The 22707-nt window shown below is 72.5% G+C and carries 17 protein-coding genes and 6 tRNA genes; 14 read left to right on the forward strand and 9 right to left on the reverse strand.

From position 1 onward, the window contains the following. Positions 1-137: 137 nt before the first annotated feature. Positions 138-1253 carry a Leu/Phe/Val dehydrogenase gene (locus AC068A_RS10840; RefSeq protein ID WP_478583565.1) on the reverse strand — a complete coding sequence of 372 codons (1116 nt, stop codon included), beginning with the start codon at positions 1251-1253 and terminating at the stop codon, positions 138-140. Positions 1254-1458: 205 nt separating this feature from the next. Between AC068A_RS10840 and AC068A_RS10845 the strand changes: the two genes are divergently transcribed. Further along, positions 1459-2313: a DUF8083 family protein gene (locus tag AC068A_RS10845; protein ID WP_478583567.1), complete on the forward strand. Its 855-nt coding sequence runs from the start codon at positions 1459-1461 to the stop codon at positions 2311-2313. A gap of 503 nt (positions 2314-2816) precedes the next feature. Continuing rightward, the gene (gene bldC, locus AC068A_RS10850) at positions 2817-3023 is read left to right on the forward strand and encodes a developmental transcriptional regulator BldC (protein ID WP_003949541.1); all 207 of its coding nucleotides are present in this window, start codon (positions 2817-2819) and stop codon (positions 3021-3023) included. Between the two features lie 599 nt (positions 3024-3622). Here the strand turns inward: bldC and AC068A_RS10855 are convergent. Together AC068A_RS10855 and hrpA are read right to left on the reverse strand one after the other, a co-directional pair. Beyond that, positions 3623-3696, reverse strand: a tRNA-Asp gene (locus AC068A_RS10855). Positions 3697-3794: 98 nt separating this feature from the next. Further along, on the reverse strand, positions 3795-7727 hold the full coding sequence (hrpA, locus tag AC068A_RS10860; protein WP_478583569.1) for an ATP-dependent RNA helicase HrpA: 3933 nt from the start codon (positions 7725-7727) through the stop codon (positions 3795-3797). 112 nt (positions 7728-7839) lie between these two features. On the opposite strand from hrpA, the gene AC068A_RS10865 reads away from it, so the two are divergent. The 3 genes from AC068A_RS10865 (at position 7840) to AC068A_RS10875 (ending at position 10012) form a co-directional block, all read left to right on the forward strand. Continuing rightward, positions 7840-8301, forward strand: coding sequence for a hypothetical protein (locus AC068A_RS10865; RefSeq protein ID WP_478583571.1), 462 nt, complete (start codon positions 7840-7842; stop codon positions 8299-8301). A gap of 62 nt (positions 8302-8363) precedes the next feature. Continuing rightward, positions 8364-9176, forward strand: a complete 813-nt coding sequence (locus tag AC068A_RS10870; RefSeq protein WP_478583573.1) for a DsbA family protein — start codon at positions 8364-8366, stop codon at positions 9174-9176. Beyond that, a complete protein-coding gene (locus tag AC068A_RS10875) occupies positions 9173-10012 on the forward strand; it encodes a cytochrome c biogenesis CcdA family protein (RefSeq protein ID WP_478583575.1) in 840 nt (279 codons plus the stop codon). Before AC068A_RS10870 ends, AC068A_RS10875 begins: the two co-directional genes overlap by 4 nt. Positions 10013-10051: 39 nt before the next feature. On the opposite strand, the gene AC068A_RS10880 is transcribed toward AC068A_RS10875, so the two are convergent. From AC068A_RS10880 to AC068A_RS10890, 3 genes are all read right to left on the reverse strand, one after another. Further along, a tRNA-Phe gene (locus tag AC068A_RS10880) sits at positions 10052-10125 on the reverse strand. A gap of 22 nt (positions 10126-10147) precedes the next feature. Next, positions 10148-10221: transfer RNA gene (locus tag AC068A_RS10885), tRNA-Asp, on the reverse strand. Positions 10222-10260: 39 nt separating this feature from the next. Continuing rightward, positions 10261-10333 (reverse strand) — tRNA-Glu (locus tag AC068A_RS10890). A 126-nt stretch (positions 10334-10459) separates the two neighbouring features. On the opposite strand from AC068A_RS10890, the gene AC068A_RS10895 reads away from it, so the two are divergent. The 9 genes from AC068A_RS10895 to AC068A_RS10935 all read left to right on the forward strand — a co-directional run bounded on the left by AC068A_RS10895 (position 10460) and on the right by AC068A_RS10935 (position 19279). Next, positions 10460-10810: a metallopeptidase family protein gene (locus tag AC068A_RS10895; RefSeq protein ID WP_179176895.1), complete on the forward strand. Its 351-nt coding sequence runs from the start codon at positions 10460-10462 to the stop codon at positions 10808-10810. Continuing rightward, positions 10807-11346 (forward strand): FluC/FEX family fluoride channel, encoded by a 540-nt coding sequence (locus AC068A_RS10900; protein ID WP_478583578.1) that lies wholly within the window; start codon positions 10807-10809, stop codon positions 11344-11346. The genes AC068A_RS10895 and AC068A_RS10900 overlap by 4 nt, the downstream gene beginning before the upstream one ends. Then, entirely contained in the window at positions 11343-11717 is a 375-nt protein-coding gene (gene crcB / locus AC068A_RS10905) for a fluoride efflux transporter CrcB (protein WP_478583580.1), read from the forward strand. Before AC068A_RS10900 ends, crcB begins: the two co-directional genes overlap by 4 nt. A 166-nt stretch (positions 11718-11883) precedes the next feature. Next, complete coding sequence (locus tag AC068A_RS10910) at positions 11884-12396, forward strand: hypothetical protein (RefSeq protein WP_478583582.1); 513 nt, start codon at positions 11884-11886, stop codon at positions 12394-12396. Positions 12397-12657: 261 nt separating this feature from the next. After that, complete coding sequence (locus tag AC068A_RS10915; protein ID WP_478583584.1) at positions 12658-14946, forward strand: DEAD/DEAH box helicase; 2289 nt, start codon at positions 12658-12660, stop codon at positions 14944-14946. A 136-nt stretch (positions 14947-15082) separates the two neighbouring features. Continuing rightward, positions 15083-17398: a hypothetical protein gene (locus AC068A_RS10920; RefSeq protein ID WP_478583586.1), complete on the forward strand. Its 2316-nt coding sequence runs from the start codon at positions 15083-15085 to the stop codon at positions 17396-17398. A 78-nt stretch (positions 17399-17476) separates the two neighbouring features. Then, positions 17477-17549, forward strand: a tRNA-Lys gene (locus AC068A_RS10925). Positions 17550-17842: 293 nt separating this feature from the next. Beyond that, positions 17843-17916, forward strand: a tRNA-Met gene (locus AC068A_RS10930). Positions 17917-18265: 349 nt separating this feature from the next. After that, positions 18266-19279, forward strand: a complete 1014-nt coding sequence (locus tag AC068A_RS10935; RefSeq protein ID WP_478583588.1) for a M23 family metallopeptidase — start codon at positions 18266-18268, stop codon at positions 19277-19279. On the opposite strand, the gene AC068A_RS10940 is transcribed toward AC068A_RS10935, so the two are convergent. The 3 genes from AC068A_RS10940 to lhgO all read right to left on the reverse strand — a co-directional run bounded on the left by AC068A_RS10940 (position 19188) and on the right by lhgO (position 22689). Further along, positions 19188-20507 (reverse strand): PrsW family intramembrane metalloprotease, encoded by a 1320-nt coding sequence (locus AC068A_RS10940; protein ID WP_478583590.1) that lies wholly within the window; start codon positions 20505-20507, stop codon positions 19188-19190. The genes AC068A_RS10935 and AC068A_RS10940 overlap by 92 nt on opposite strands. A 50-nt stretch (positions 20508-20557) precedes the next feature. Continuing rightward, on the reverse strand, positions 20558-21307 hold the full coding sequence (gene trmB / locus AC068A_RS10945) for a tRNA (guanosine(46)-N7)-methyltransferase TrmB (RefSeq protein ID WP_478583628.1): 750 nt from the start codon (positions 21305-21307) through the stop codon (positions 20558-20560). 152 nt (positions 21308-21459) lie between these two features. Beyond that, complete coding sequence (lhgO, locus tag AC068A_RS10950) at positions 21460-22689, reverse strand: L-2-hydroxyglutarate oxidase (RefSeq protein ID WP_478583592.1); 1230 nt, start codon at positions 22687-22689, stop codon at positions 21460-21462. Between the last annotated feature and the right edge of the window lie 18 nt (positions 22690-22707).

The raw sequence follows: 22707 nt of genomic DNA on the forward strand, positions 1-22707 counted from the left end.
GAACAGGACCATCGAGGCGCCCCGTCCTCGCTGGTCAGCTGCGATTTTAACTCTTTCCTGGCGGGCGACCCGCCGAAGTGCAGTGAGTTCCGTCTCGCCGCACCCCGGCGGGCGCACCGGCAGGGGCCGGGAGCGGGCTAGGAGGCCTTCGCCGCCTTGGCCGCGCGGCCGTCGGCCATCCGCTGCTCGGCGATCCGGTCGGCCGCCGCAGCCGGAGGAATACCGTCAGCCTTTGCGCGAGCGAAGATTTCCAGCGTGGTGTCGAAGATCTTCGTGGCCTTGGCCTTGCACCGGTCGAAGTCGAAGCCGTGCAGCTCGTCCGCGACCTGGATGACACCGCCCGCGTTCACCACGTAGTCCGGCGCGTACAGGATGCCGCGGTCCGCGAGGTCCTTCTCGATGCCCGGGTGCGCGAGCTGGTTGTTCGCCGCACCGCAGACGATCCTGGCGGTGAGGGCGGGCACGGTCTCGTCGTTCAGGGCGCCGCCGAGCGCGCAGGGGGCGTAGATGTCCAGGCCCTCGGTGCGGATCAGCGTGTCCGTGTCGGCCACGGCCGTCACCTGCGGGTGCTTGTCGAGGATGCGGCGCACGGACTCCTCGCGGACGTCCGTGATCACGACCTCGGCGCCGTCCTCCAGCAGGTGCTCGACCAGGTAGTGGCCGACCTTGCCGACGCCGGCCACGCCGACCTTGCGGCCGCGCAGGGTCGGGTCGCCCCACAGGTGCTGGGCGCTGGCCCGCATGCCCTGGAAGACACCGAAGGCAGTGAGGACGGAGGAGTCGCCGGCGCCGCCGTTCTCGGGGGAGCGGCCGGTGGCCCAGCGGGTCTCGCGGGCGACGACGTCCATGTCCGCCACGTACGTGCCGACGTCGCATGCCGTGACGTAGCGGCCGCCGAGGGACTCGACGAAGCGGCCGTAGGCCAGCAGCAGGTCCTCGGTCTTGATGAGGTCCGGGTCGCCGATGATCACGGCCTTGCCGCCGCCGAGGCCGAGGCCGGCCATGGCGTTCTTGTAGGACATGCCGCGCGAGAGGTTCAGCGCGTCGAGGACGGCCTCCTCGTCCGAGGCGTACGCGTGGAAGCGCGTGCCGCCGAGGGCGGGGCCCAGGGCGGTGGAGTGGATGGCGATGACGGCCTTCAGGCCAGTGGCTCGGTCCTGGCACAGCACGACTTGCTCGTGGCCGCCCTGCTCCGAGTGGAACAGGGTGTGCAGGACGCCGTCGGTCATTTCGGTCACGGTGGTGACTCCCATGGAAGAGATGCGGCGGTAATGACGCCCGCCCTGCGGGTGGGGGAGGGCGTGCTGGGAGCAGAGTAAGACCTGGAACGCGCCCGCAGGGGACCTGTCCGTGGATCGGAACACTCGCGGTCTACGGGCCGCACCGGGCCTCGCCGTGCCGGTGGTCCGCCGGCCGTCCGGCGGAGTAGCGCCGGGTGGTGCGGGGGAGTACGAGAGCGTGAGTGAATCCTCCGAGACCGGGTTGCCGTCGGCCCGTTCGGCGCCGACCGTTCCGTACGCCTCCTACCTGCGAGTCTACGAGCCGCTGGCGGCGTTCGCGGAGCCGGAGCGGACGCACTGGGCCGCCTACGCCCGGCGCGGGGCGGTGCCGACGGCGCAGGACGAACTGCGCCGCTCGCTGGCCGAGTTGGTGCGGGTTCCGCTGGTGGGGGTGCCGGCGCACGAGAGCGCGGACGCCTTCACCGCGGAGGTGGACGGGGTGCTGCTGGTGTGTCCGTGGCGGACCAGGCTGCGCGGCTGGCTGGCGCTCCAGGAGCTCGTCGAGCAGTTCCCGCTGCCGGTGCTGGACGCGGCGCTGCCGCCGGCCGCGCGGCGGAGGGCGGCCGAGGAGTACGAGCGCTGGCGCGAGCGGAATCCCGATGCGCGGCCGTGGATCCGCACCGCGGTGTGGCAGGTGCCACTGCGCTGGTTCGTCCTCGTGTCCGACGATGAGCGGGAATACCTGCCGGGTGAGCGGCTGCGCTACCGGACTCCGATGGTGCAGGCCCGGCGGCGGCTCGCGCGGGGGCTGCGCACCCTGCGGGAGGCGCCGGGCCACGAGGCGCTCGCCGAGGGCCTGGTGGAGGTCGGCACCTGGCTGGAGGAGTTCCATCCGCGGTCGATGGTCGAATTGGACTACGGCGGGCTGGTCCACGCACTGCCGGCGGACCGGCTGGCGGGGGACCGCTCGGCCCGGGACGTCGCCGCCGGGATGGCGGCGCTGAGGGCGGGCGACGAGGTGGCGGCGGCGGAGGTGTACGAAGGGCTGAGGGACCGGTGGCGTGAGGTTCGGGAGAGACTGTTCGCCAACTAGTTCGCCCGTCGGGGGGAACGCCGAAACCGGGAAACCGGCTATTCGGGTCGAAGGCCCGGGACCTACGTCCCGATACGGGCCATTGACTCAAGCGTGACGGACTGCACTAAACACACCCTTGCGCCGTTCCCCTACCCTCGTGCCAAAATAGGACAAGGAGTCCGGGGAGGGTTCCTTCCGCCCAAGTAAGGGCGGAATGCTCGGCATTGCACTCTACGGGGGGTCTGAGGACTCCTGATCGCTCTGTGACTGATCGTCACAGTGGGGTGACTGTCCGTTATGGGGCGGTCCATCGGCTTCCGACCGCTGATGAACACCTCGGAGGGCAATTCCATCGGTTTGGCCGTCGAGGCTGGACGGATGGTGTAGTTGTAGTGCCGAGGACAAGCCGTTCGTCCTATAACCGACTCGGCCCGCGTATGTCCATTTCGGGCAACGCGGGCCAAGGTGCAGAATTTAGAGGAAAGAACCGAGATGGTTCGGTTCTCCCGAGGAGGCCGCTCATGACCGCTCGCACCCCTGATGCCGAGCCGCTGCTGACCCCGGCTGAGGTTGCCACGATGTTCCGCGTGGACCCGAAGACGGTGACCCGCTGGGCCAAGGCCGGCAAGCTCACGTCCATCCGCACCCTGGGTGGGCACCGCCGTTACCGCGAGGCTGAGGTCCGTGCCCTGCTCGCGGGAATTCCGCAGCAGCGCAGCGAGGCCTGAGGTCGCGCTAGCACCCCGCATTAACGGGTAGGAATCGGATCCCCCAATCCGATGAAACCCACATGGCTTCATGCGGCCGGACCTGCCCCAACAGGTTCCCGGCCGTTCGATCGCGCTGGACTCCGCCGGGTCCAGCGCGATCTTTTTTGTGCCCCGGGGCACGTCGGCGGAGTGGGTGCCATTGCACATATTAAATTGAGGGCGCGTATGGGTGCGATAAATGTGTGTGTCCCGAAAACTCGTGTGGTGACTCCTGTCACAGGCTGTCACCCTTGTGCATTCCGCAATGCACCCGTAAGGGGATGTCCCACGCACAGTGGCCTCATACGGAAGGGGGATTTTTGCGGATGGAACCATTCCGTGGCGTGGCGGCCGGGACGGGTCGCGGGGCTGACGGGGCTCATGGGGCCGGTGGGCCCCCAGAGGCCGACTCGACGGCGCCCGGCGGGCCTGTACGGGGCCGGAGCCGCCCGGGAGCGCCCCGCCCCGCCCGGCGGCTCCCCGACGGACCGGGAGGCTGCTGCGGGCGGCGTACGAACGACGGGCGCTCTCATGCAACAGGGCCCGCATCCGATCGGATGCGGGCCCTGTTGTTGTTGCGATCCTGACGGGACTTGAACCCGCGACCTCCACCTTGACAGGGTGGCGAGCTAACCAACTGCTCCACAGGACCTCGATGTGCGGCCACTTCTCGTGTGGCTGCGCATCAGACTGTACATCAGCGCGGGGGGTGCGGTCGAACCGGCCGCCGCGGCGGTCACGGCGCGTCGGTCACGGCGCGGCCGCGTCCACCGCCTTCACGATCCGCTTGTCCGAGATCGGGTACGCCGTCCCGAGCGCGTGCGCGAAGTAGCTGACCCGCAGCTCCTCGATCATCCAGCGGATCTCCGTGACCTCCGGCGGGACCGGCCGGCCCTTGGGCAGCTGCTCTAGCAGCCAGGCGTACTCGTCCTGCATCTCGTGGACCTTCTCCATGCGCGTGGTGTCGCGCTGGACGGCCGTCGGCATCTGCTGGAGCCGCCGGTCCACCGCCACCAGGTAGCGCATCAGGTCCGGCAGCCGGCGCAGGCCCGTCAGGGTCACGAAGCCCGCCGGCATGAGCGCCGCCAGCTGCGCCTTGACGTCCTGGAGGTTGGCGACCAGGGCCAGGCTCTGCGTGGCCTTCAGCCGCCGCTCGCAGGCCTGCCAGGCGGCCAGCACCTGCTGCACCCGGTCGACCGTGCGCACGGTCGTGTCCACCAGGTCGGCGCGCACGGCCTCGTACAACTTGCGGAAGCCCGCCTCGTCCCAGGCGGGGCCGCCGTGGTCGGCGATCAGCCAGTCGGCGGCCGCGGTCGCGCAGTCGTCGAACAGCGCCTGGACGGAGCCGTGCGGGGTGCGCGACAGGGCGAGCTTCTGCTGGTTGCTCAGCCGGTCCGAGGCGAACTTGGCCGCGTTCACGGGGATGTTGAGGAGGATCAGCCGACGCGTGCCCAGCCACATGGCCTGCTGCTGCTCGGCCTCCGTGTCGAAGAGCCGTACGGCCACGGTCGCGCCCTCGTCGACCAGCGCCGGGTACGCCCTCACCGGCTGCCCGGCCCGCCGGGTCTCGAACACCTTGGTGAGGGTGCCGATGGTCCAGTCGGTCAGCCCGGAGCGCTCCACCGACTCCCCGCCAGCCCGCTCGGCGGTGGCCGCGGCCGCCTTGGACAGGGCCTGGCGGGCCTTCGGCCTGAGCTTCAGGCGCAGCGCCTCCAGGTCCTTGTCCTCGGCGATCTTCCGGCGGCGCTCGTCGACGATCCGGAAAGTGATCTTCAGGTGGTCCGGGAGCCGGCCGGTGTCGAAGTCCTCGGCGGTCACCGGCACTCCGCCCATCCGGTGCAGCTCGCGGGCCAGGGTGGCGGTCAGCGGCTCCTGGAGGGGCGCGGCCGTGTCCAGGAAGCGGGCCGCGAAGTTCGGCGCGGGCACGTAGTGCCGGCGGATCGGCTTGGGCAGCGACCGGATCAGCTCCGTGACCACCTCCTCCCGCAGGCCCGGGATCTGCCAGTCGAAGCCCTGGTCGGTGACCTGGTTGAGCACCTGGAGCGGGATGTGGACGGTCACGCCGTCCGCGTCCGCGCCGGGCTCGAACTGGTAGGTCACGCGGAACGTGAGCTGCCCCTGCCGCCAGGAGTCCGGGTAGTCGGCCTTGGTGACCCCGGCCGCCTTCTCGGTGAGCAGCATCTCCCGCTCGAAGTCGAGGAGCTCGGGCTGCTCGCGCCGCTTGTGCTTCCACCAGGAGTCGAAGTGCGCCCCGGACACCACGTGCTCGGGGATCCGCTGGTCGTAGAAGTCGAAGAGGGTCTCGTCGTCGACGACGATGTCGCGGCGCCGGGCCCGGTTCTCCAGCTCCTCGACCTCGGTGAGCAGCTTGCGGTTGTCGGCGTAGAACTTGTGGTGGGTGCGCCAGTCGCCCTCGACCAGGGCGTGGCGGATGAACAGCTCGCGCGAGACCTCGGGGTCGATCCGCCCGTAGTTGACCTTCCGCTGGGCGACGATCGGGACGCCGTACAGCGTGACCCTCTCGTACGCCATGACGGCCGCCTGGTCCTTCTCCCAGTGCGGTTCGCTGTACGTGCGCTTGAGCAGGTGACCGGCCAGCGGCTCGACCCATTCGGGCTCCACCTTGGCGTTGACCCGGGCCCACAGCCGCGAGGTCTCCACCAGCTCCGCCGACATCACGAACCGCGGCTGCTTCTTGAACAGCGCCGAGCCCGGGAAGACCGCGAACTTGGCGCCGCGCGCGCCGAGGTACTCGTTCTTGTCGGTGTCCTTCAGGCCGATGTGCGACAGCAGGCCGGCCAGGAGGGAGATGTGGACCTGCTGCTCCGGCGCGTCCGCCTCGTTCACGTGGATGCCCATGCTCCGGGCGACGGTGCGCAGCTGCGAGTAGATGTCCTGCCACTCGCGGATCCGCAGGAAGTTCAGGTACTCCTGCTTGCACATCCGGCGGAACGAGGACGAGCCGCGCTCCTTCTGCTGCTCGCGGACGTAGCGCCACAGGTTCAGGAACGACAGGAAGTCGCTGGTCTCGTCCTTGAAGCGGGCGTGCTGCTGGTCGGCCTGGGTCTGCTTGTCCGAGGGCCGCTCGCGCGGGTCCTGGATGGACAGGGCCGCCGCGATGACCATGACCTCGCGGACGCAGCCGTTCCGGTCCGCCTCGAGGACCATGCGGGCCAGCCGCGGGTCCACGGGCAGCTGGGACAGCCGGCGGCCCATGGGGGTCAGCCGCTTGCGGGCCTCCTTCTCCTTGGGGTCCAGCGCGCCGAGCTCCTGGAGGAGCTGGATGCCGTCGCGGATGTTGCGGTGGTCCGGCGGGTCGATGAAGGGGAACTTCTCGATCTCGCCGAGGCCGGCCGCGGTCATCTGGAGGATGACGGAGGCCAGGTTGGTGCGCAGGATCTCGGCGTCGGTGAACTCGGGACGGGCGTTGAAGTCGTCCTCGGAGTAGAGCCGGATGCAGATGCCGTCACTGGTACGGCCGCAGCGGCCCTTGCGCTGGTTGGCGCTGGCCTGCGAGATCCGCTCGATGGGCAGGCGCTGGACCTTGGTGCGATGGCTGTAGCGGGAGATCCGGGCGGTGCCCGGGTCGATCACGTACTTGATGCCGGGGACGGTGAGGGAGGTCTCGGCGACGTTGGTGGCGAGCACGATCCGGCGGCCGGTGTGCGGCTGGAAGACGCGGTGCTGCTCGGCGTGCGAGAGGCGGGCGTAGAGCGGCAGCACCTCCGTGAAGCGGAGCTTCTTCTTGATGAGGGCGTCGGCGGTGTCGCGGATCTCCCGCTCGCCGGACAGGAAGACCAGGATGTCGCCCGGGCCCTCGGCCTGGAGCTCGTCCACGGCGTCGCAGATCGCGGTGATCTGGTCGCGGTCGCTCTCCGCCGCGTCCTCGTCGGCCTCCTCCAGCAGGGGCCGGTAGCGGACCTCCACCGGGTACGTGCGGCCGCTGACCTCGATGATCGGGGCCTCACCGAAGTGGCGGGAGAAGCGCTCCGGGTCGATGGTCGCCGAGGTGATCACGACCTTGAGGTCGGGGCGCTTCGGCAGCAGCTGGGACAGGTAGCCCAGCAGGAAGTCGATGTTCAGCGAGCGCTCGTGCGCCTCGTCGATGATGATCGTGTCGTAGGCGCGCAGCTCGCGGTCCGTCTGGATCTCGGCGAGCAGGATGCCGTCCGTCATCAGCTTCACGAAGGTCGCGTCCGGGTCCACCTGGTCGGTGAAGCGGACCTTCCAGCCGATCGTCTGCCCGATCTCGGACTTCAACTCCTCGGCGATGCGCTCCGCGACCGTGCGGGCGGCGATGCGGCGGGGCTGGGTGTGCCCGATCATGCCCCGGACGCCGCGGCCGAGGTCCATACAGATTTTCGGGATCTGCGTGGTCTTGCCGGATCCGGTCTCACCGGCGACGATCACGACCTGGTGGTCGCGTATCGCCTCGGCGATCGCGTCCTTCCGCTGGCTGACGGGCAGGTTCTCGGGGTAGGTGACCTCGGGCATCCGCGAGGCGCGCGCGGCCAGCCGCGCGGCGGCCTTCTCGGCTTCCGCGGCGATCTCGTCGAGCACGGCCTGCTTGGCCTCGGGCTTGCGGATGCGGCGGGCGCCTTCGAGGCGGCGGCCGAGGCGGTGCGCGTCGCGGAGGGGAATTTCACCGAGAAGCGCCTGCAGGGCGGCGAAGGAAGTAGACATACCTGCTCGAGGATCTCACCCGGGGGTGCCGGGTGGCGAACGCATTTGTCGGGTGGACCCGTACCATTTCGGGACGAGTCCGCCGTCCCTCCCGCCGTGAGAGGCCCCACGTATGCCGAGCAGCGCGCACCGACGCGTGTGGGCCGTGCTGCTCGCGACCGTGCTGGCCCTGTTCTGCGCCCTCGCGGGCCCGGGGTCCGGCGCGGGGGATGCGGGCGATGCGGGCGATGCGGCGGAGGGTGCGGTGGCGGCGTACGGGCAGGCCGTGGCCGCCGCCCCGGGCTCCGCAGCCGCGGCAGGCTCCCCCGGTGCCGTGGCCGCCTCGGGCTCTCCGGCCGCCTCGGACGTCGGGGAGCGGGGGCCGCGGTGCGGGCCGGGGCCCGCCGCGCCCGACCGGGCCCCGGCCGTGCCGGCCCGGGCCGGCACGCACCCGGACCACGCCCTCGCCGCCTGCGGGCGTCCCGCCCTGGCCGACGGCGCGGCACCCGGCTTCGTACCCGGCCCGCCGTGCGGTGCGCGCGGGCCCGACCGGCCGGCGCCGGGGCCGGTGGAGCTGTCCGTGATGCGGGTGTAGGAGGGCCGGCCGTCCGCCGGTCCGCCGCCCGACCTTCCTTCGCACAGCTCTGGAGCAGCCGCATGCCCGTTTCCCCTACGTCTTCCTGTTCCTCCTCTTCCTCTTCCCGTTCTTCCTCTTCCCGTTCCGGTTCCTCCCGCAAGCCCCTGCTGGCCTGCGCCGCGGTCGCGGTCGCCGCCGCGGCCATGGGGCTGGTCTCCTGGCAGGCCACCGCCCCCGACAAGGCCCCCGCGCGGTCCTCCTCCGCCTCGCAGCCGCGGGACGCCGGCTCCGGCGCCGCCGCCGAGCTGGCCAAGCTGGCCCGGCGCGACGCGGGCGACAAGCTGGCCCTCGGCCGCGCCGACGCGCCCGTCGTGCTGATCGAGTACTCCGACTTCAAGTGCGGCTACTGCGGGAAGTTCGCCCGTGACACCGAGCCCGAGCTGATCAGGAAGTACGTCGAGAACGGCACCCTGCGCATCGAGTGGCGCAACTTCCCGATCTTCGGGGCCGAGTCCCAGGCCGCGGCCAGGGCGGCCTGGGCCGCCGGGCAGCAGGACCGGTTCCGGCAGTTCCACGAGGCCGCTTACGCTCCGGGGGCCAAGGAGAAGGGCTTCGGCGAGGCGCGGCTCCTGGAGCTGGCCCGGGAGGCCGGGGTGCCGGACCTGGAGCGGTTCCGGCGGGACATGGCCGGGGAGGCCGCCGCGGCCGCCCTGGCGAAGGACCGGGAGGAGGGCCACGGCATCGGGGTCAGCTCCATCCCGTCCTTCCTGGTGGGCGGGCAGCCGATCGCGGGCGCCCAGCCGTTCGGCGCCTTCGCCGCCGTGATCGACCGGGCCGCGGCGCAGGCCCGGGCCGCGGCCGGTGCCGGCACCGGGGCGGGGGCGGGCCGGTGACGGACATCGGCTACCTGGCGGCCCTGCTCGGCGGGCTGCTGGCGCTGCTCAGCCCGTGCAGCGCGCTGCTGCTGCCGGCCTTCTTCGCGTACTCGATCGACTCCCCGTCGCGGCTGCTCGCCCGGACCGGGATCTTCTACGCGGGCCTGGCGACGACCCTGGTCCCGCTGGGCGCGGCCTCCTCGACCGCCGGGCGGTTCTTCCACGGCCACCGCGACGGGCTGGTGCTGGCCGGCGGCTCGCTGATCATCGTGCTGGGGCTGGTGCAGATACTGGGGCTGGGCTTCGCCCCGCGGCGGATCTCGGAGCTGTCCGGGCGGATCCGGCCGACGACGGCCGTGTCGGTGTACGCGCTGGGCGCGGTCTACGGGCTGGCCGGGTTCTGCGCGGGCCCGATCCTGGGCAGCGTCCTGACGGTGGCGGCGGTCGGCGGCAGCCCGGTGTACGGGGGCCTGCTGCTGGCGGTGTACGCGCTGGGGATGGCCGTGCCGCTGTTCGTGCTGGCACTGCTGTGGGAGCGGTTCGACCTGGGGCGGCGGCGCTGGCTGCGCGGGCGCACGGTCCGGGCGGGCCGGCTGGAGCTGCACACGACCTCGCTGCTGTCCGGGCTGTTCTTCATCGCCCTGGGCGCGCTGTTCCTGGCGTACGACGGGGCGAGCGCGCTGCCCGGGCTGCTGGACGTGGAGGACTCGTACGCGGTGGAGCAGCGGGTCCGGGCGGTCGCGGACGCGGTGCCGGACTGGGCGGTGCTGGGGCTGGTGGCCGTGGGCGCGGCGGTGGCCGCGCTGGTGCGCACGCGCCGCGGCGCCCGGCCGGAGGAGCGGGTGCCGGAGTAACGCGGAAGGCCCCGTCCGGGGGACGGGGCCTTCTGTTTGTGGCTGGGGCCGGGGTCGAACCGGCGACCTATCGCTTTTCAGGCGATCGCTCGTACCAACTGAGCTACCCAGCCACGAGACCGTTTCCGGCCTCAGCGATCCTGACGGGACTTGAACCCGCGACCTCCACCTTGACAGGGTGGCGAGCTAACCAACTGCTCCACAGGACCATGCAGTGTGCGAGCACAAGTCTTGCACACGGTAATGCGTACCCCCAACGGGATTCGAACCCGTGCTACCGCCTTGAAAGGGCGGCGTCCTGGGCCACTAGACGATGAGGGCTAAAGGCCCGCCGGGGCGCTTTCCAGCGCGTCGGGGACGTGAGAAGCATATGGGATGCGGGGAGGTATCGCCAAAACGGTTTCTCCCCCGCGTGGGAGGGGCCCCGGCCGGGGGGACAATGACCGCGTGCTGGAGATGACACGCGAGGAGTTCGAGGAGCTCGTTTCCGAGGCCCTGGACCGCATCCCGCCGGAGCTGACCCGGCTGATGGACAACGTGGCGGTCTTCGTCGAGGACGAGCCGCCCGCGGACGACCCGGAGCTCCTCGGCCTGTACGAGGGGACCCCGCTGACGGACCGCGGCGAGTGGTACGCCGGGGTGCTGCCCGACCGGATCACCATCTACCGGAACCCCACCCTGCGGATGTGCGAGGACCGGGAGGACGTGATCGCCGAGACGGAGATCACCGTGGTCCACGAGATCGCCCACCACTTCGGGATCGACGACGCCCGGCTGCACGCGCTGGGCTACGGGTGACCCGGCCGGTCGAGGGGGCTGAGGGGGCCGGGGCGATCGATCCCGACGTCGATCTGCACGTCCCCGCGCAGCGCGCCGAGCCGCAGGTGCCGGTGCTGGCGGCGGTCGCGGCGGGCGGGGCCCTCGGGTCGGCGGCGCGCTACGGGCTGGAGCTGCTGTGGCCGGCCGGGCCGGGGGCCTTCCCGTGGGCGACGTTCTGGACCAATACGGCCGGCTGCCTGCTGATCGGGGTCTTGATGGTGCTGATCGGCGAGCGCGGGCGGACCTCCCCGCATCCGCTGCTGCGGCCGTTCGCCGGGGTGGGGGTGCTGGGCGGGTTCACCACCTTCTCCACGTACGCGGTGGGCTTCGCGCGGCTGCTGGACGAGGGCGAGGCCGAGCTCGCGCTGGCGTACGCCGGGCTCACGGTGGCCGCGGCGCTGGCCGCGGTCTGGGCCGGGGCGTCGGCGACCCGGCCGGCGGTGCGGGCCGCCGCGCGGCGGGCCCGGACGCGGGGACGGACACGGCCACGGGAGCGGGGGCGGGGGCGCGGGTGAACTGGCTGCTGGTGGTGGCGGGCGGGGCCGTCGGGGCGCCGCTGCGGTACCTGACGGACCGTGCGGTGCAGGCGCGGCACGACTCGGTGTTCCCGTGGGGGACCTTCACGGTGAACGCGGCCGCCTGCCTGCTCCTCGGGGTGCTGGCGGGGGCGGCGCTGGCCGGCGCGGGGTCCTCGCGGTGGAGCCTGCTGCTGGGGACCGGGCTGTGCGGGGCGCTGAGCACCTACTCGACGTTCTCGTACGAGACGCTGCGGCTGGCCGAGACGGGCCGGCGGTTCCTGGCGGCGGCGAACGTGACGGCGTCGGTGCTGGCCGGGCTGGGCGCGGTGGTGCTCGGGTCGCAGGTGGCGCGGCAGCTGTTCGCCTGAGCGCGCGGCAGGGGGCGCTGCGTCCGACGGGGTGCGGTGCGCCCTGGCGGGGCGGCTGATTGCGGACAGCCGGTGTCCCCAAGGGCGTGTCTCTTACGGGGCAAAGGGAGTTGGGCATATTGACCCGCTGATCCGCGGACCCTGACTGCCCACCAGGAGGTGCCCCGTGCGCCAGTTGTCCGCTTCCCTCCGACTGGCCGTCACCGCGCTCGTGATCGCGGCGACCGCCGGCTGCGTGAGCGTCGGCGAGGACGCCGCCAGGCCCGGGCCCTCCTCCCCGGCGGACCGCAAGTCCACGGCCGAGGCCGGCGGGGGCTCCCCTGCCGGGCGCAGCGCCGGGCTCCACGGCACCGGCCACGGCGCGAAGGCCGGTGTGTCGGCCCCCGGCGGCAGGACCTCCGAGGACGGCAAGGCCTCCGGCGCGACCGGGGCGTCCCCCAGCCCGGGTGCGCCCGCCGGCCGGCCGGGTGCGCCCTCGCCGTCGGCCGGGCCGGGCGGCGGGGCCGGGGGCCAGGGGCCCCAGCAACCGCCCTCCGGCGGGGGCGGAACCAGCGGTTCCGGTGGGTCGCCGGCCAGTCCTCCGGCCCACTCGCCGACCCCGCAGCCGCCCGCGTCCTCCCCCGCCCCGGTCACCCCGACGCCGCCGCAGCCGGAGCCCACCATCTCGGCCACCGTGTAGCGCGCGGGGTCGGCCGGGTCCCGGCGGCCCGTGAAGGCGGGAATCCCCGCAGGTCAGGACGGATCGGGTAGGAGCGACTTGCCATACCCCCGGAAGGGTGCGTATGGTTATAGATCGTTTGATCCCATTGCCCGGCGCCGATCCGAAGCGCGCCGTGTGGCGCGTACTCTCCCTAGCCGTGGCTGACCGCATCGAGGCGGTCGATTTGCGATTCACGGAGTTTGGGCGCGTGCCGAGACTCCGGAAGGTTTCGCATTTCGCATGTCCATTTCCAGTTCTGACCGTGCCGTCATGCCCGAGAGCGACTCGAACGAGATCGTCGACGCCGTTGAGGCGCTCGTTGTGACCGAGGCCATGGAGGCCGCCGAGGCGGACGAGATCATCGAGGCCCTCGAGGCCGATGTGGCCGACGTGATCGACGCCGACGAGGACGCCGACAACGACTCCGAGCCGGAGGTCACCTTCGCGGACCTCGGCCTGCCGGAGGGCGTCGTGCGCAAGCTCGCGCAGAACGGTGTCACCAGCCCGTTCCCGATCCAGGCCGCGACCATCCCGGACGCCCTGGCCGGCAAGGACATCCTCGGCCGCGGACGCACCGGTTCCGGTAAGACCCTCTCGTTCGGCCTGCCCACCCTGGCGCGCCTGGCCGGCGGCTACACCGAGAAGAAGAAGCCCCGCGCCGTCATCCTCACCCCGACCCGCGAGCTCGCCATGCAGGTCGCCGACGCGCTCCAGCCGTACGGCGACGTGCTCGGCCTGAAGATGAAGGTCGTCTGCGGCGGCACCTCCATGGGCAACCAGATCTACGCCCTCGAGCGCGGTGTCGACATCCTCGTCGCCACTCCGGGCCGACTGCGCGACATCATCAACCGCGGCGCCTGCTCCCTCGAGGACGTCCAGGTCGCGGTCCTCGACGAGGCCGACCAGATGTCCGACCTGGGCTTCCTGCCCGAGGTCACCGAGCTCCTCGACCAGGTCCCGGCCGGCGGTCAGCGCATGCTCTTCTCCGCCACCATGGAGAACGAGATCGCGACCCTGGTCGACCGCTACCTGGCCGACCCGGTCAGCCACGAGGTCGACAGCGCCCAGGGCAACGTCACGACCATGACCCACCACGTCCTCGTCGTGAAGCCGAAGGACAAGGCGCCGGTCACCGCTGCCATCGCCGCCCGCAAGGGCCGCACCATCATCTTCGTCCGCACCCAGCTGGGCGCCGACCGCATCGCCGAGCAGCTCGTCGAGGCCGGCGTGAAGGCGGACGCGCTGCACGGCGGCATGACGCAGGGCGCCCGTACCCGTGTCCTCGCGGACTTCAAGGACGGCCACGTCAACGCCCTCGTCGCCACCGACGTCGCCGCCCGCGGCATCCACGTCGACGGCATCGACCTGGTCCTCAACGTGGACCCGGCCGGCGACCACAAGGACTACCTGCACCGCTCGGGCCGCACCGCGCGCGCCGGCAAGTCCGGTGTCGTCGTCTCCCTGGCGCTCCCGCACCAGCGCCGGCAGATCTTCCGCCTGATGGAGGACGCGGGCGTCGAGGCCTCGCGCCACATCGTCCAGGGCGCCGGCGTCTTCGACCCGGAGGTCGCCGAGATCACCGGCGCCCGCTCGCTGACCGAGGTCCAGGCCGACTCGGCGAACAACGCCGCCAAGCAGGCCGAGCGCGAGGTCGCCGAGCTGACCCGGCGCCTTGAGCGCATGACGCGCCGCGCCGCCGAGCTCCGCGAGGAGGCCGACCGCCTGGTGGCCCGCTCCGCCCGCGAGCGCGGCGACGACCCGGAGACCGCGGTCGCCGAGGCGGCCGAAGCCGCCGCGGCCGAGGTCGCCGCCCACGTCACCGCTGCCGCGGCCGCCGAGGAGCGCCAGGCCCGCCGCGACGAGCGCCGGGACGACCGGGGTGACCGTGGCGACCGGGGCGGCTTCCGCCGGGACGACAACCGCGGCGACCGCGGTGACCGTGGCGGCTTCCGCCGGGAGGACCGCCCGTCGTTCAACCGCGACGAGCGTGGCGACCGTGGCGACCGTGGCGGCTTCCGCCGGGACGACAACCGCGGTGACCGTGGCGGCTTCCGCCGCGAGGACCGCCCGTCGTTCAACCGTGACGACCGCGGTGACCGTCGTGACGACCGTGGCGGCTTCCGCCGGGACGACAACCGCGGCGACCGTGGCGGCTTCCGCCGGGAGGACCGCCCGTCGTTCAACCGCGACGAGCGCCGTGACGACCGCGGTGACCGCGGCGACCGTGGCGGCTTCCGCCGTGACGACCGCGGTGACCGCGGTGACCGTGGCGGCTTCCGCCGGGACGAGCGCCCGTCGTTCAACCGCGACGACCGCGGTGACCGTCGTGACGACCGTGGCGGCTTCCGCCGCGACGACCGCGGCGACCGCCGTGACGACCGCGGTGGCTTCCGCCGGGACGACCGTCCCTCCGGCGGCTTCCGCTCCGGCGCCGGCGACCGCCCGTACGGCCGCCGCGACGACCACCGTCCGTCCGGCTCCTTCGGTGCCCGCCGCGACGACAAGCCCCGCTGGAAGCGCAACGGCTGATCCCAGCACCTGATGGCCGGACAGGGCCCCCGCGACACCGTCGCGGGGGCCCTGTCCGCGTCTTGCTAAGCTCCACCGACTTTGCGGTGGGGCGGGGCGACGCAGCCGCCCCGGCGTACTCTCTTGGGGCGGAATCATGAAACGCAGACGTGCGCTGAGCACAGCCGTGCTCGCGCTGGCCCTGGCCATCGGCACCCCGGGCGCCAGGACGGCGACCGCGGCGACGGCACCGGGGGGCGAGGCGACCCTCCCCGCGCCGCCGCACAGCACACCGCCGAGCGCCGGCGTGTACGCGGCCGGCTCGGGCCTGACGCTGCGGGACGGCTGGAGCGGGGACTCGTACTGGCAGAGCATGCAGGACGGCCGGAAGGCGACGTGGACCGGCTGCGGCAAGTACCCCTCATGGACGTCGCGCATCGGCGACTCCGTGATGTGCGCGGACCACGGGTTGCAGATCCACGACTTCGCCTCCGGTCGGACCGAGACGCTGGCGTCCCAGCCCGACCGGACGTGGACGACGGCCTTCAGCACGACCCACGTTCTGACGTACGAGGTCCGGGCGGACGGCTGGGTCGACCTCCATCTGCTGGGCCGGGAGGGCGAATCGCGCAAGGACGTGGTCGTCTCCGCGCCGGAGAAGATCGCCCGCCCGTTCAAGGTCGATTCGACCGACGGGAAGAGCGCACTGGTCCGCTACACGGCCCCCGACGCGTCGGACCGCTTCGCACTGGTCGACCTGACCGCGGGAACGATGCGTACGCTGCCGAACCCGGCCGGCGTGACGGACCTGGACCACGTCGAGGCCACCCTGGGGACACGGTGGGTCGCGCTCCACCACGCGTGGAAGACCACCCTGATATCCCGGGACGATCCGGCCGTGATCCGCACCGTCGACGTCTTCCCGGACACGAGGGACGTCCGACCCGTCGGAGACTGGCTGGTCGTCCACAACGTCTACACAACGGACCGGGCCCTGGTGGGGATCCCGGTCAACGGCGGCGCGGCACGCACGCTGCTGCCCCGGGCGGCCGCCGAGGCCCCGCTGGTCCTCGGCTCCGACGGGGCCGTCTACGCCGACGCGGGCAGCGACGCCACGCACTGGGGCGTGCAGCGCATCGCCCCCGACGCCTCGGGCGCCCTCCAGGTGAAGGAAGTCCACCACACGCCGCCCAACCCGGCGGACCGCCGGAGGCTCTCCTTCGCCCAGGGGCAGCTCGCCATCACCCAGGAGGATCCGACCCGCAGCATCCAGGGCCACCAGGTGTCGGTCTCCGGTCCGCTGTCGGTGTCCCCTGCGCCCGCCTGGGCGTGGAACTGCACCCGCGAGGCAACCGAGTCGGTCTGCGGGGGCAAGGTCGCCGACGACCAGTTCGTCGCGACCGGCGACGGCCGGGTGGTGGGCCTGGCGACCCAGGACGGCCCGAACTGCTACGCGTGCGTGGTCGTGGCCCACGTGCGCGAAGCCCGCAGCGGCGGCGCCACCCGGCTGGTGCGCCTGGACAGTCCGAACGCGCTCCAGGCCACCTCCGTCGTCGCCGCATCCGGCCGCTACCTCCTCTTCGCCGGCGCGGAGAACCACTACCAGCGGCTGTTCGCGGCCGACATCGAGACGGGCCGCGTCCTGGGCAGGCACCTGCCCTGGGCCTCCACCCTCTGGGGCTCCACCCTCTGGCAGCCCGAGGGCGACGCGGGCGTGGTGACCGGAACGGACCTGCGGACCGGCCAGGTGACCCGGCGCGTGGACCTGGGTTCGGGATGCCGCCCGTACGAGCTCGAGGCCAGCGGAGACTGGTTCTACTCCACGTGCTCCTTCTACGGGGACGCGGCGGCCGCCTACCACGTGCCGTCCAAGAAGCGGATCCCGATGCCCTTCACCCCGCAGCCGTGGTCCGTCCGCCTCGGCGACGGGTACGTGGCCCGCGCCAACGAGGTGTACAACCTCCGGTCCGGTACCGCGGTGAAGGAGTTCGAGTGGGCCGATTCCGTGAACGCGTTCGGCACCGACTGGACCATCGACCGGTTCGGCGGCCGGCTCGCCTACACCGACGACCGGCAGACCGTCCACGTCGTCGGCGTCACCGGTGACGCCTCCAAGCTGGCGGTCATCGACCAGAACACCCCGGCCACCTGGGACTCCAGGAACGCGGCCAACACCCAGCCGCGTTGGTGGCTGTCCAAGCCCGCCGCCTCCTGGCAGCTGAAGGTCCGCAACAAGACGACCGGCATCACCACCGTCGTCCGCAGGGGCGGCGAGGCGCGCGGCTTGATCGCCCCCGGCTGGAACGGCAAGGACGCCGCCGGGAACCACCTGTTCAGCGGCGCGTACGAGTGGACGCTGACGGCGCGGCCGGCCGACGGGAAGGGCGGCGAGGTCCGGGTCTCCGGCGCCGTCACCCTCGCCGGAGGCGTGGTCGGCGCGGGGGCGAGGTACCCCTGGCTCAAGACCGGCTGAGCCGATGACGGGGCCGGTCGGCCGATACTCGATCGGATGGCCGGTGCTGTCCGGCTATGCTCTGGGGTGAGCACGCGAGGGCCATTAGCTCAATTGGCAGAGCAGCGGACTTTTAATCCGTTGGTTGTCGGTTCGAGTCCGACATGGCCTACGGCTCGCGGGGCCGGGGAACCAACCTCCGACCTGCGCATCAGCGCCCCATCCGATCGCTTCGGGTGGGGCGCTTTGCCATGCCGGGGGCCGCCCCGTCCGGGCCCGTCGTGGTGTCCGGCTCCGGCAGGTGCCGCCCGCGGTGATCGCCGCCCTGCTCGCCCCGCCCCTGCCGACGTACTCTCTTCGACCACCTTTTGTGGCGCTGACCTGCGGATATGTCCGTCGGGGCGGGTTTCGCGCCGTAAATGGGCGCGAGCTGTCCCTCCGATGGCGTAGGGTTGTGTTCACCGACGCGGGGTGGAGCAGCTCGGTAGCTCGCTGGGCTCATAACCCAGAGGTCGCAGGTTCAAATCCTGTCCCCGCTACTCAGTACGAAGGCCCGGTTCCTCTGGAGCCGGGCCTTCGTCGTCCCCACCGTCGTCACGCTGCGTGAGTGAAGTGGTGCTTTGCGCAAGCATTGTGACGGGACGTCAAGATACCGATGTGGCCGAATGGATGCGGAATCGCGGCTCGTTTTGCCCGAGTTGACCCCCTTGATCAGCATTGGTATGGGTCAAATGTGGCCAGTGTGATGCCGGTTGGCCGAAACGATCAATCGCAACGGCTTGGAATCATTCCCCGGTTTCTATTACCGTTCGATAACGCAGCGCGGTCGTCCCAGCCGTCGCAAGAGGCGGCGCCCTGCGCGTGCGTGTCCCTGAGGAGTGTGCCCCGGTGGCCTCCAACTTGCCTGCCCCTGACGGCGTCGAGAGCCAGGAACCGCCGTCCGCCGGCGCCTGGGGCGAGTGGAACCCCACCGAGGACTCCGTACGCCCCATCCGCGGAAAGCACCGGATCGCCAAGGGCGGCGGGGGACTTGCCCGCAGCTCCACCGTCCTCGGGGTCGGCATCATCGCCGCGGTCGGTGCCGGCGGCATCGCCACCGCCCAGGACCGCCCCCAAGTCCCCATATCCATCCCCTCCTTGCCCGACCTGACCGGCGACGACGACTCCGGTGCGGACACCCGCCGGGCCGGCGCGGGCGCCCCCGGCGCGGAAGCGGCCCCCGGCGCGAAGACCGGCATCCTCGCGCAGCAGTCGCAGAACCAGTCCGACGCCGGCGAGATCCTGCGCACCCGCATCCTCCAGCAGGCCGAATCCCAGCAGGACGCCGCCGACGCCGCGACCCGGGCCCAGGCCGAGCAGGCCGCGCGCGACGCGGCCGCCGCCGAGGCCAAGACCAGCCGGGAGGAAGCCGAGAAGGCCGCCGAGGAGGCCCGCCTCGCCGCCGAGAAGCAGGCCAAGGAGGCCGCCGAGGCCAAAGCCGAGCAGGAGCGGCTCGCCAAGCTGGCCGGCAGCTACTCCCTGCCGACCTCCTCCTACACCATCACCTCGTACTACGGCGCCGCCGGCTCCATGTGGTCCTCCGGCCACCACACCGGCCTCGACTTCGCCGCCCCCACCGGCACGCCCGTCAAGGCCGTCGGCGCCGGGAAGATCACCTCGGCCGGCTGGTCGGGCGCGTACGGCTACCGGATCGTCCTGGAGCTGGAGGACGGCACGGAGGTCTGGTACTGCCACCTCTCCTCGATGTCCGTGACCTCCGGCCAGGTCGGCGCCGGGGACACCATCGGCCGGGTCGGCGCCACCGGCAACGTCACCGGACCCCATCTCCACCTGGAAGTGCGCAAGGGCGGCTCCACGGTGGACCCGCTGTCGTGGCTGCGGTCCAAGGGCCTGACGCCGTAACCGGACCGCCGACGACCCCGCTCCGGGCCGGCGGTACGAAGCCCCGCGCGCCGGGGTCCGGCCGCCACGGCAGCAGGTCCTCCAGGACCGCCGCCCGGGCCAGCGCCGGCCCCGCCGTCGCCCGGCGCAGCCACAGCCGGCGCAGCAGCTCCCGCTCCCGGCCCGCGAACTCAGGATCCCCGGCCGGGCCGCCCCGCGCCCCGTGCCGCAGCAGGGCGAGCGCCGCCGCGTCCGCCTCGTACCGGGCCACGGCCCGTCCCGCGGCGCGGCCCCCGTTGCGCCGCGCCAGCGTCCGGGCCAGCGAGCGGGCCGGCATCGACACCAGCGCCGGCACCTCGGCCGGGGCCAGCCAGCCCGCGGCCGCGTACACCGCGAGCTCCCCGGCGACCGCCCGCAGCCGGCGGAGCCTCATCCGCACCGCCAGGCCCAGCAGGCCCCCGAACACCGGGACCATCACGCAGCCGTAGACCCAGTAGAAGCCGTTCTCGCCGAGCCGCGAGGAGCAGTTCCACAGTGCGTGCATGCCCACCGCGAGCAGCAGGCCGAGCAGCGGCAGCCCGGTCCGCAGCAGCCGCACCCGCGGGTGGCCGGCGGCGACCGCGGCGGCCGCACCGAAGCCCAGCCCGGTCAGCACCGTGAACAGCGGGTGCGCGAACGGCGAGAGCACGATCCGCACGAAGAAGGTCGCCGCCGTCACCGAGTCGAGCGCCCCGACCCCGCTCCGCAGGTCCTCCGTGAACGCGTTGCCGAGGTACAGGACGTTCTCGGTGAACGCGAACCCGGTGGCCGTGAACCCGGCGACCACGAACCCGTCCGCGGGGCCCGTGAACTGCCCTCTTCGGAAGGCGAACACCAGCAGCAGCGCCGCCGCCTTGACGCTCTCCTCCACCACCGGCGCGATCACCACCGAGCCGAGCCGGTCGGCGTCGTCGGGATCCGCGGCCGCCGCGGAGATCCACTCCGTGGCGAAGTCGTTGGCCAGTATGGCGATCAGGGCCGCGGTACAGGCGCCCCAGCCGCAGCAGGACAGCAGCTGCGCCCAGGGCCGGGGCGCGGCCCGGCCGAGCCACCGGAAGGCCGCCATGAGCAGCGGCACCGGCAGCACGGCCAGGCCGAGGCCGACGAGGAACCCGGGGGTTCCGGTCTGCTCCCGAACGAGTTCGAGGATCGTCAGCCCCGATGCGCCCAGCACGGCGAACACGCACGCACGGACACGGACTCGGAACACATGATGACTCTAACGACCCGCTCCGACACGGGGAGTGACCTTCGGGAAGGTCAGGGGTTCTCCACGCGCCGGAAGAGCAGGTCGTGTACGGCGTGCCCCTTGTCGAGGCCCTGGCCCTCGAAGCGGGTGAGCGGGCGGAAGTCCGGCCGGGGCGCGTAGCCGCCGTCCGGCCGGGTGTTCTCGAACGCCGGGTGCGCGGTCAGCACTTCGAGCATCTGCTCGGCGTAGTTCTCCCAGTCGGTCGCGCAGTGCAGCACCGCCCCGGGCGCCATCCGGGTCGCGGCCAGGTCGAGGAACTCGGGCTGGATCAGGCGGCGCTTGTGGTGGCGGGCCTTGGGCCACGGGTCCGGGAAGTAGACGCGTATCCCCTGGAGGCAGGCGGGCGGCAGCATCTCGCGGAGCAGGATGATCGCGTCGCCGTTCGCGACGCGGATGTTGGTCAGCCCGTTGCGCTCGGCGAGGGCGAGCAGGTTGCCCTGGCCGGGGGTGTGCACGTCGACGGCGAGGATGCCGGTGTCCGGGTCGGCGGCGGCCATCTGGGCGGTCGCCTCGCCCATCCCGAAGCCGATCTCCAGGACGACGGGCAGCCCGTCGAAGAGCCGGTCCAGGTCGATGACCTCGCGGCCGTCGATGTCCAGGCCCCACGTGCCCCAGAGCCGCTTCAGGGCAGCGCCCTGCCCGGTCGTGACCCGGCTGCGGCGCGGCTGGAAGCTGCGGATCCGCCGCTCGTGGTGCGAGCCGGCCGGGTCGGGCGCGGGCCCCTCAGGGAACCGCGGCTCGGTGCGCCACGTGGGCGGCACGTAGGAGGTCGCCGCCGGCGCGGCTTCCGGGACGCTGGGCTGGGGGGTACGGGACTCAGACACAATCCCCGCATTCTACGACCCCGCCCCCGCACCCGCCTCCCAGCCGGCCCCACCCGGGCGGCCGGATGTCCCGGCCGGTGGGCCGGAGGTCAGGCGGTGCGGAGGGCGGTGAGGGCGCGGCGGGCGATCTCCCGCCCGATCGGCAGCGAGGCCGTGGCCGCCGGCGAAGGCGCATTCAGCACGTGCACCGTCCGCTCCGCCTCCCGGATCAGGAAGTCGTCGACGAGCGTCCCGTCCCGCAGCACGGCCTGCGCCCGCACCCCCGCCTCCGCGGGCCGCAGATCCGCAGCCGTGACCCCCGGCAGCAGCCGCTGCACCGCCTCGGTGAAGGCCGCCTTCGACAGCGACCGGTGGATCTCGCCGGCCCCGTACCGCCAGTGCCGCCAGGCCATCCGCCAGGCTCCCGGCCAGGCGAGCTCGTCGGCGATGTCCCGCGGCCGGACCACACCCCACCGGTACCCCTCGCGGGCGAGGGCCGGGACCGCGTTCGGCCCGACGTGCACCCCGCCGCCGATGCCCCGCGTCAGGTGCACCCCGAGGAACGGGAACGCCGGGTCGGGCACCGGGTACACCAGCCCCCGCACCAGCTCCGGCCGCATCAGGTCGTGGTACTCCCCCCGGAACGGAATGATCCGCATCCCCGGGTCGTCCCCGGCCAGCCGCGCGATCCGGTCGCACTGCAGGCCCGCACAGTTCACCAGCGTCTTCGCCCGCACCACCACGCCCGCGGTCGTCCGCACCGCCACCGCGGACGCACGCCGCGAGACGAGGTCCACGGCCCCGCCGTAGACGATCTCCGCCCCGGAGGACTCGGCCAGCTGCCGGGCGACCTGCCCGTAGTCGGCGATCCCGGTCGTGCCGACGTGGATCGCGGCCAGCCCGCGCACCTCCGGCTCGTACTCGGCGATCTGCGCCGGGCCCAGCTCGCGTACCGGAATCCCGTTCTCCCGGCCCCGCTGCACCAGCGCGTGCAGCCGGGGCAGTTCCTCCCGGCCGGTGGCGACGATCAGCTTGCCGGTGACCTCGTGGGCGATGCCGTGCTCCGCGCAGAACTTCACCATCTCGGCCGCGCCGCGCACCGCGAAGCGCGCCTTCAGCGATCCGGGCCGGTAGTAGATGCCGCTGTGGATCACCCCGCTGTTGCGCCCGGTCTGGTGCCTGGCGGGACCGGACTCCTTCTCCAGCACCACCACCCGGGTCCCCGGCGCCAGGCGCGACAGGGCGTACGCGGCCGACAGTCCGACGATGCCACCACCGACGACCAGCACATCGCAGTCGAGCCTGCCCAAGCTGCCACCTCCCACCCCTGCATACTGCACCCCGCCACCGACAGCAGT

Source organism: Streptomyces sp. NPDC043854 (assembly GCF_056436005.1).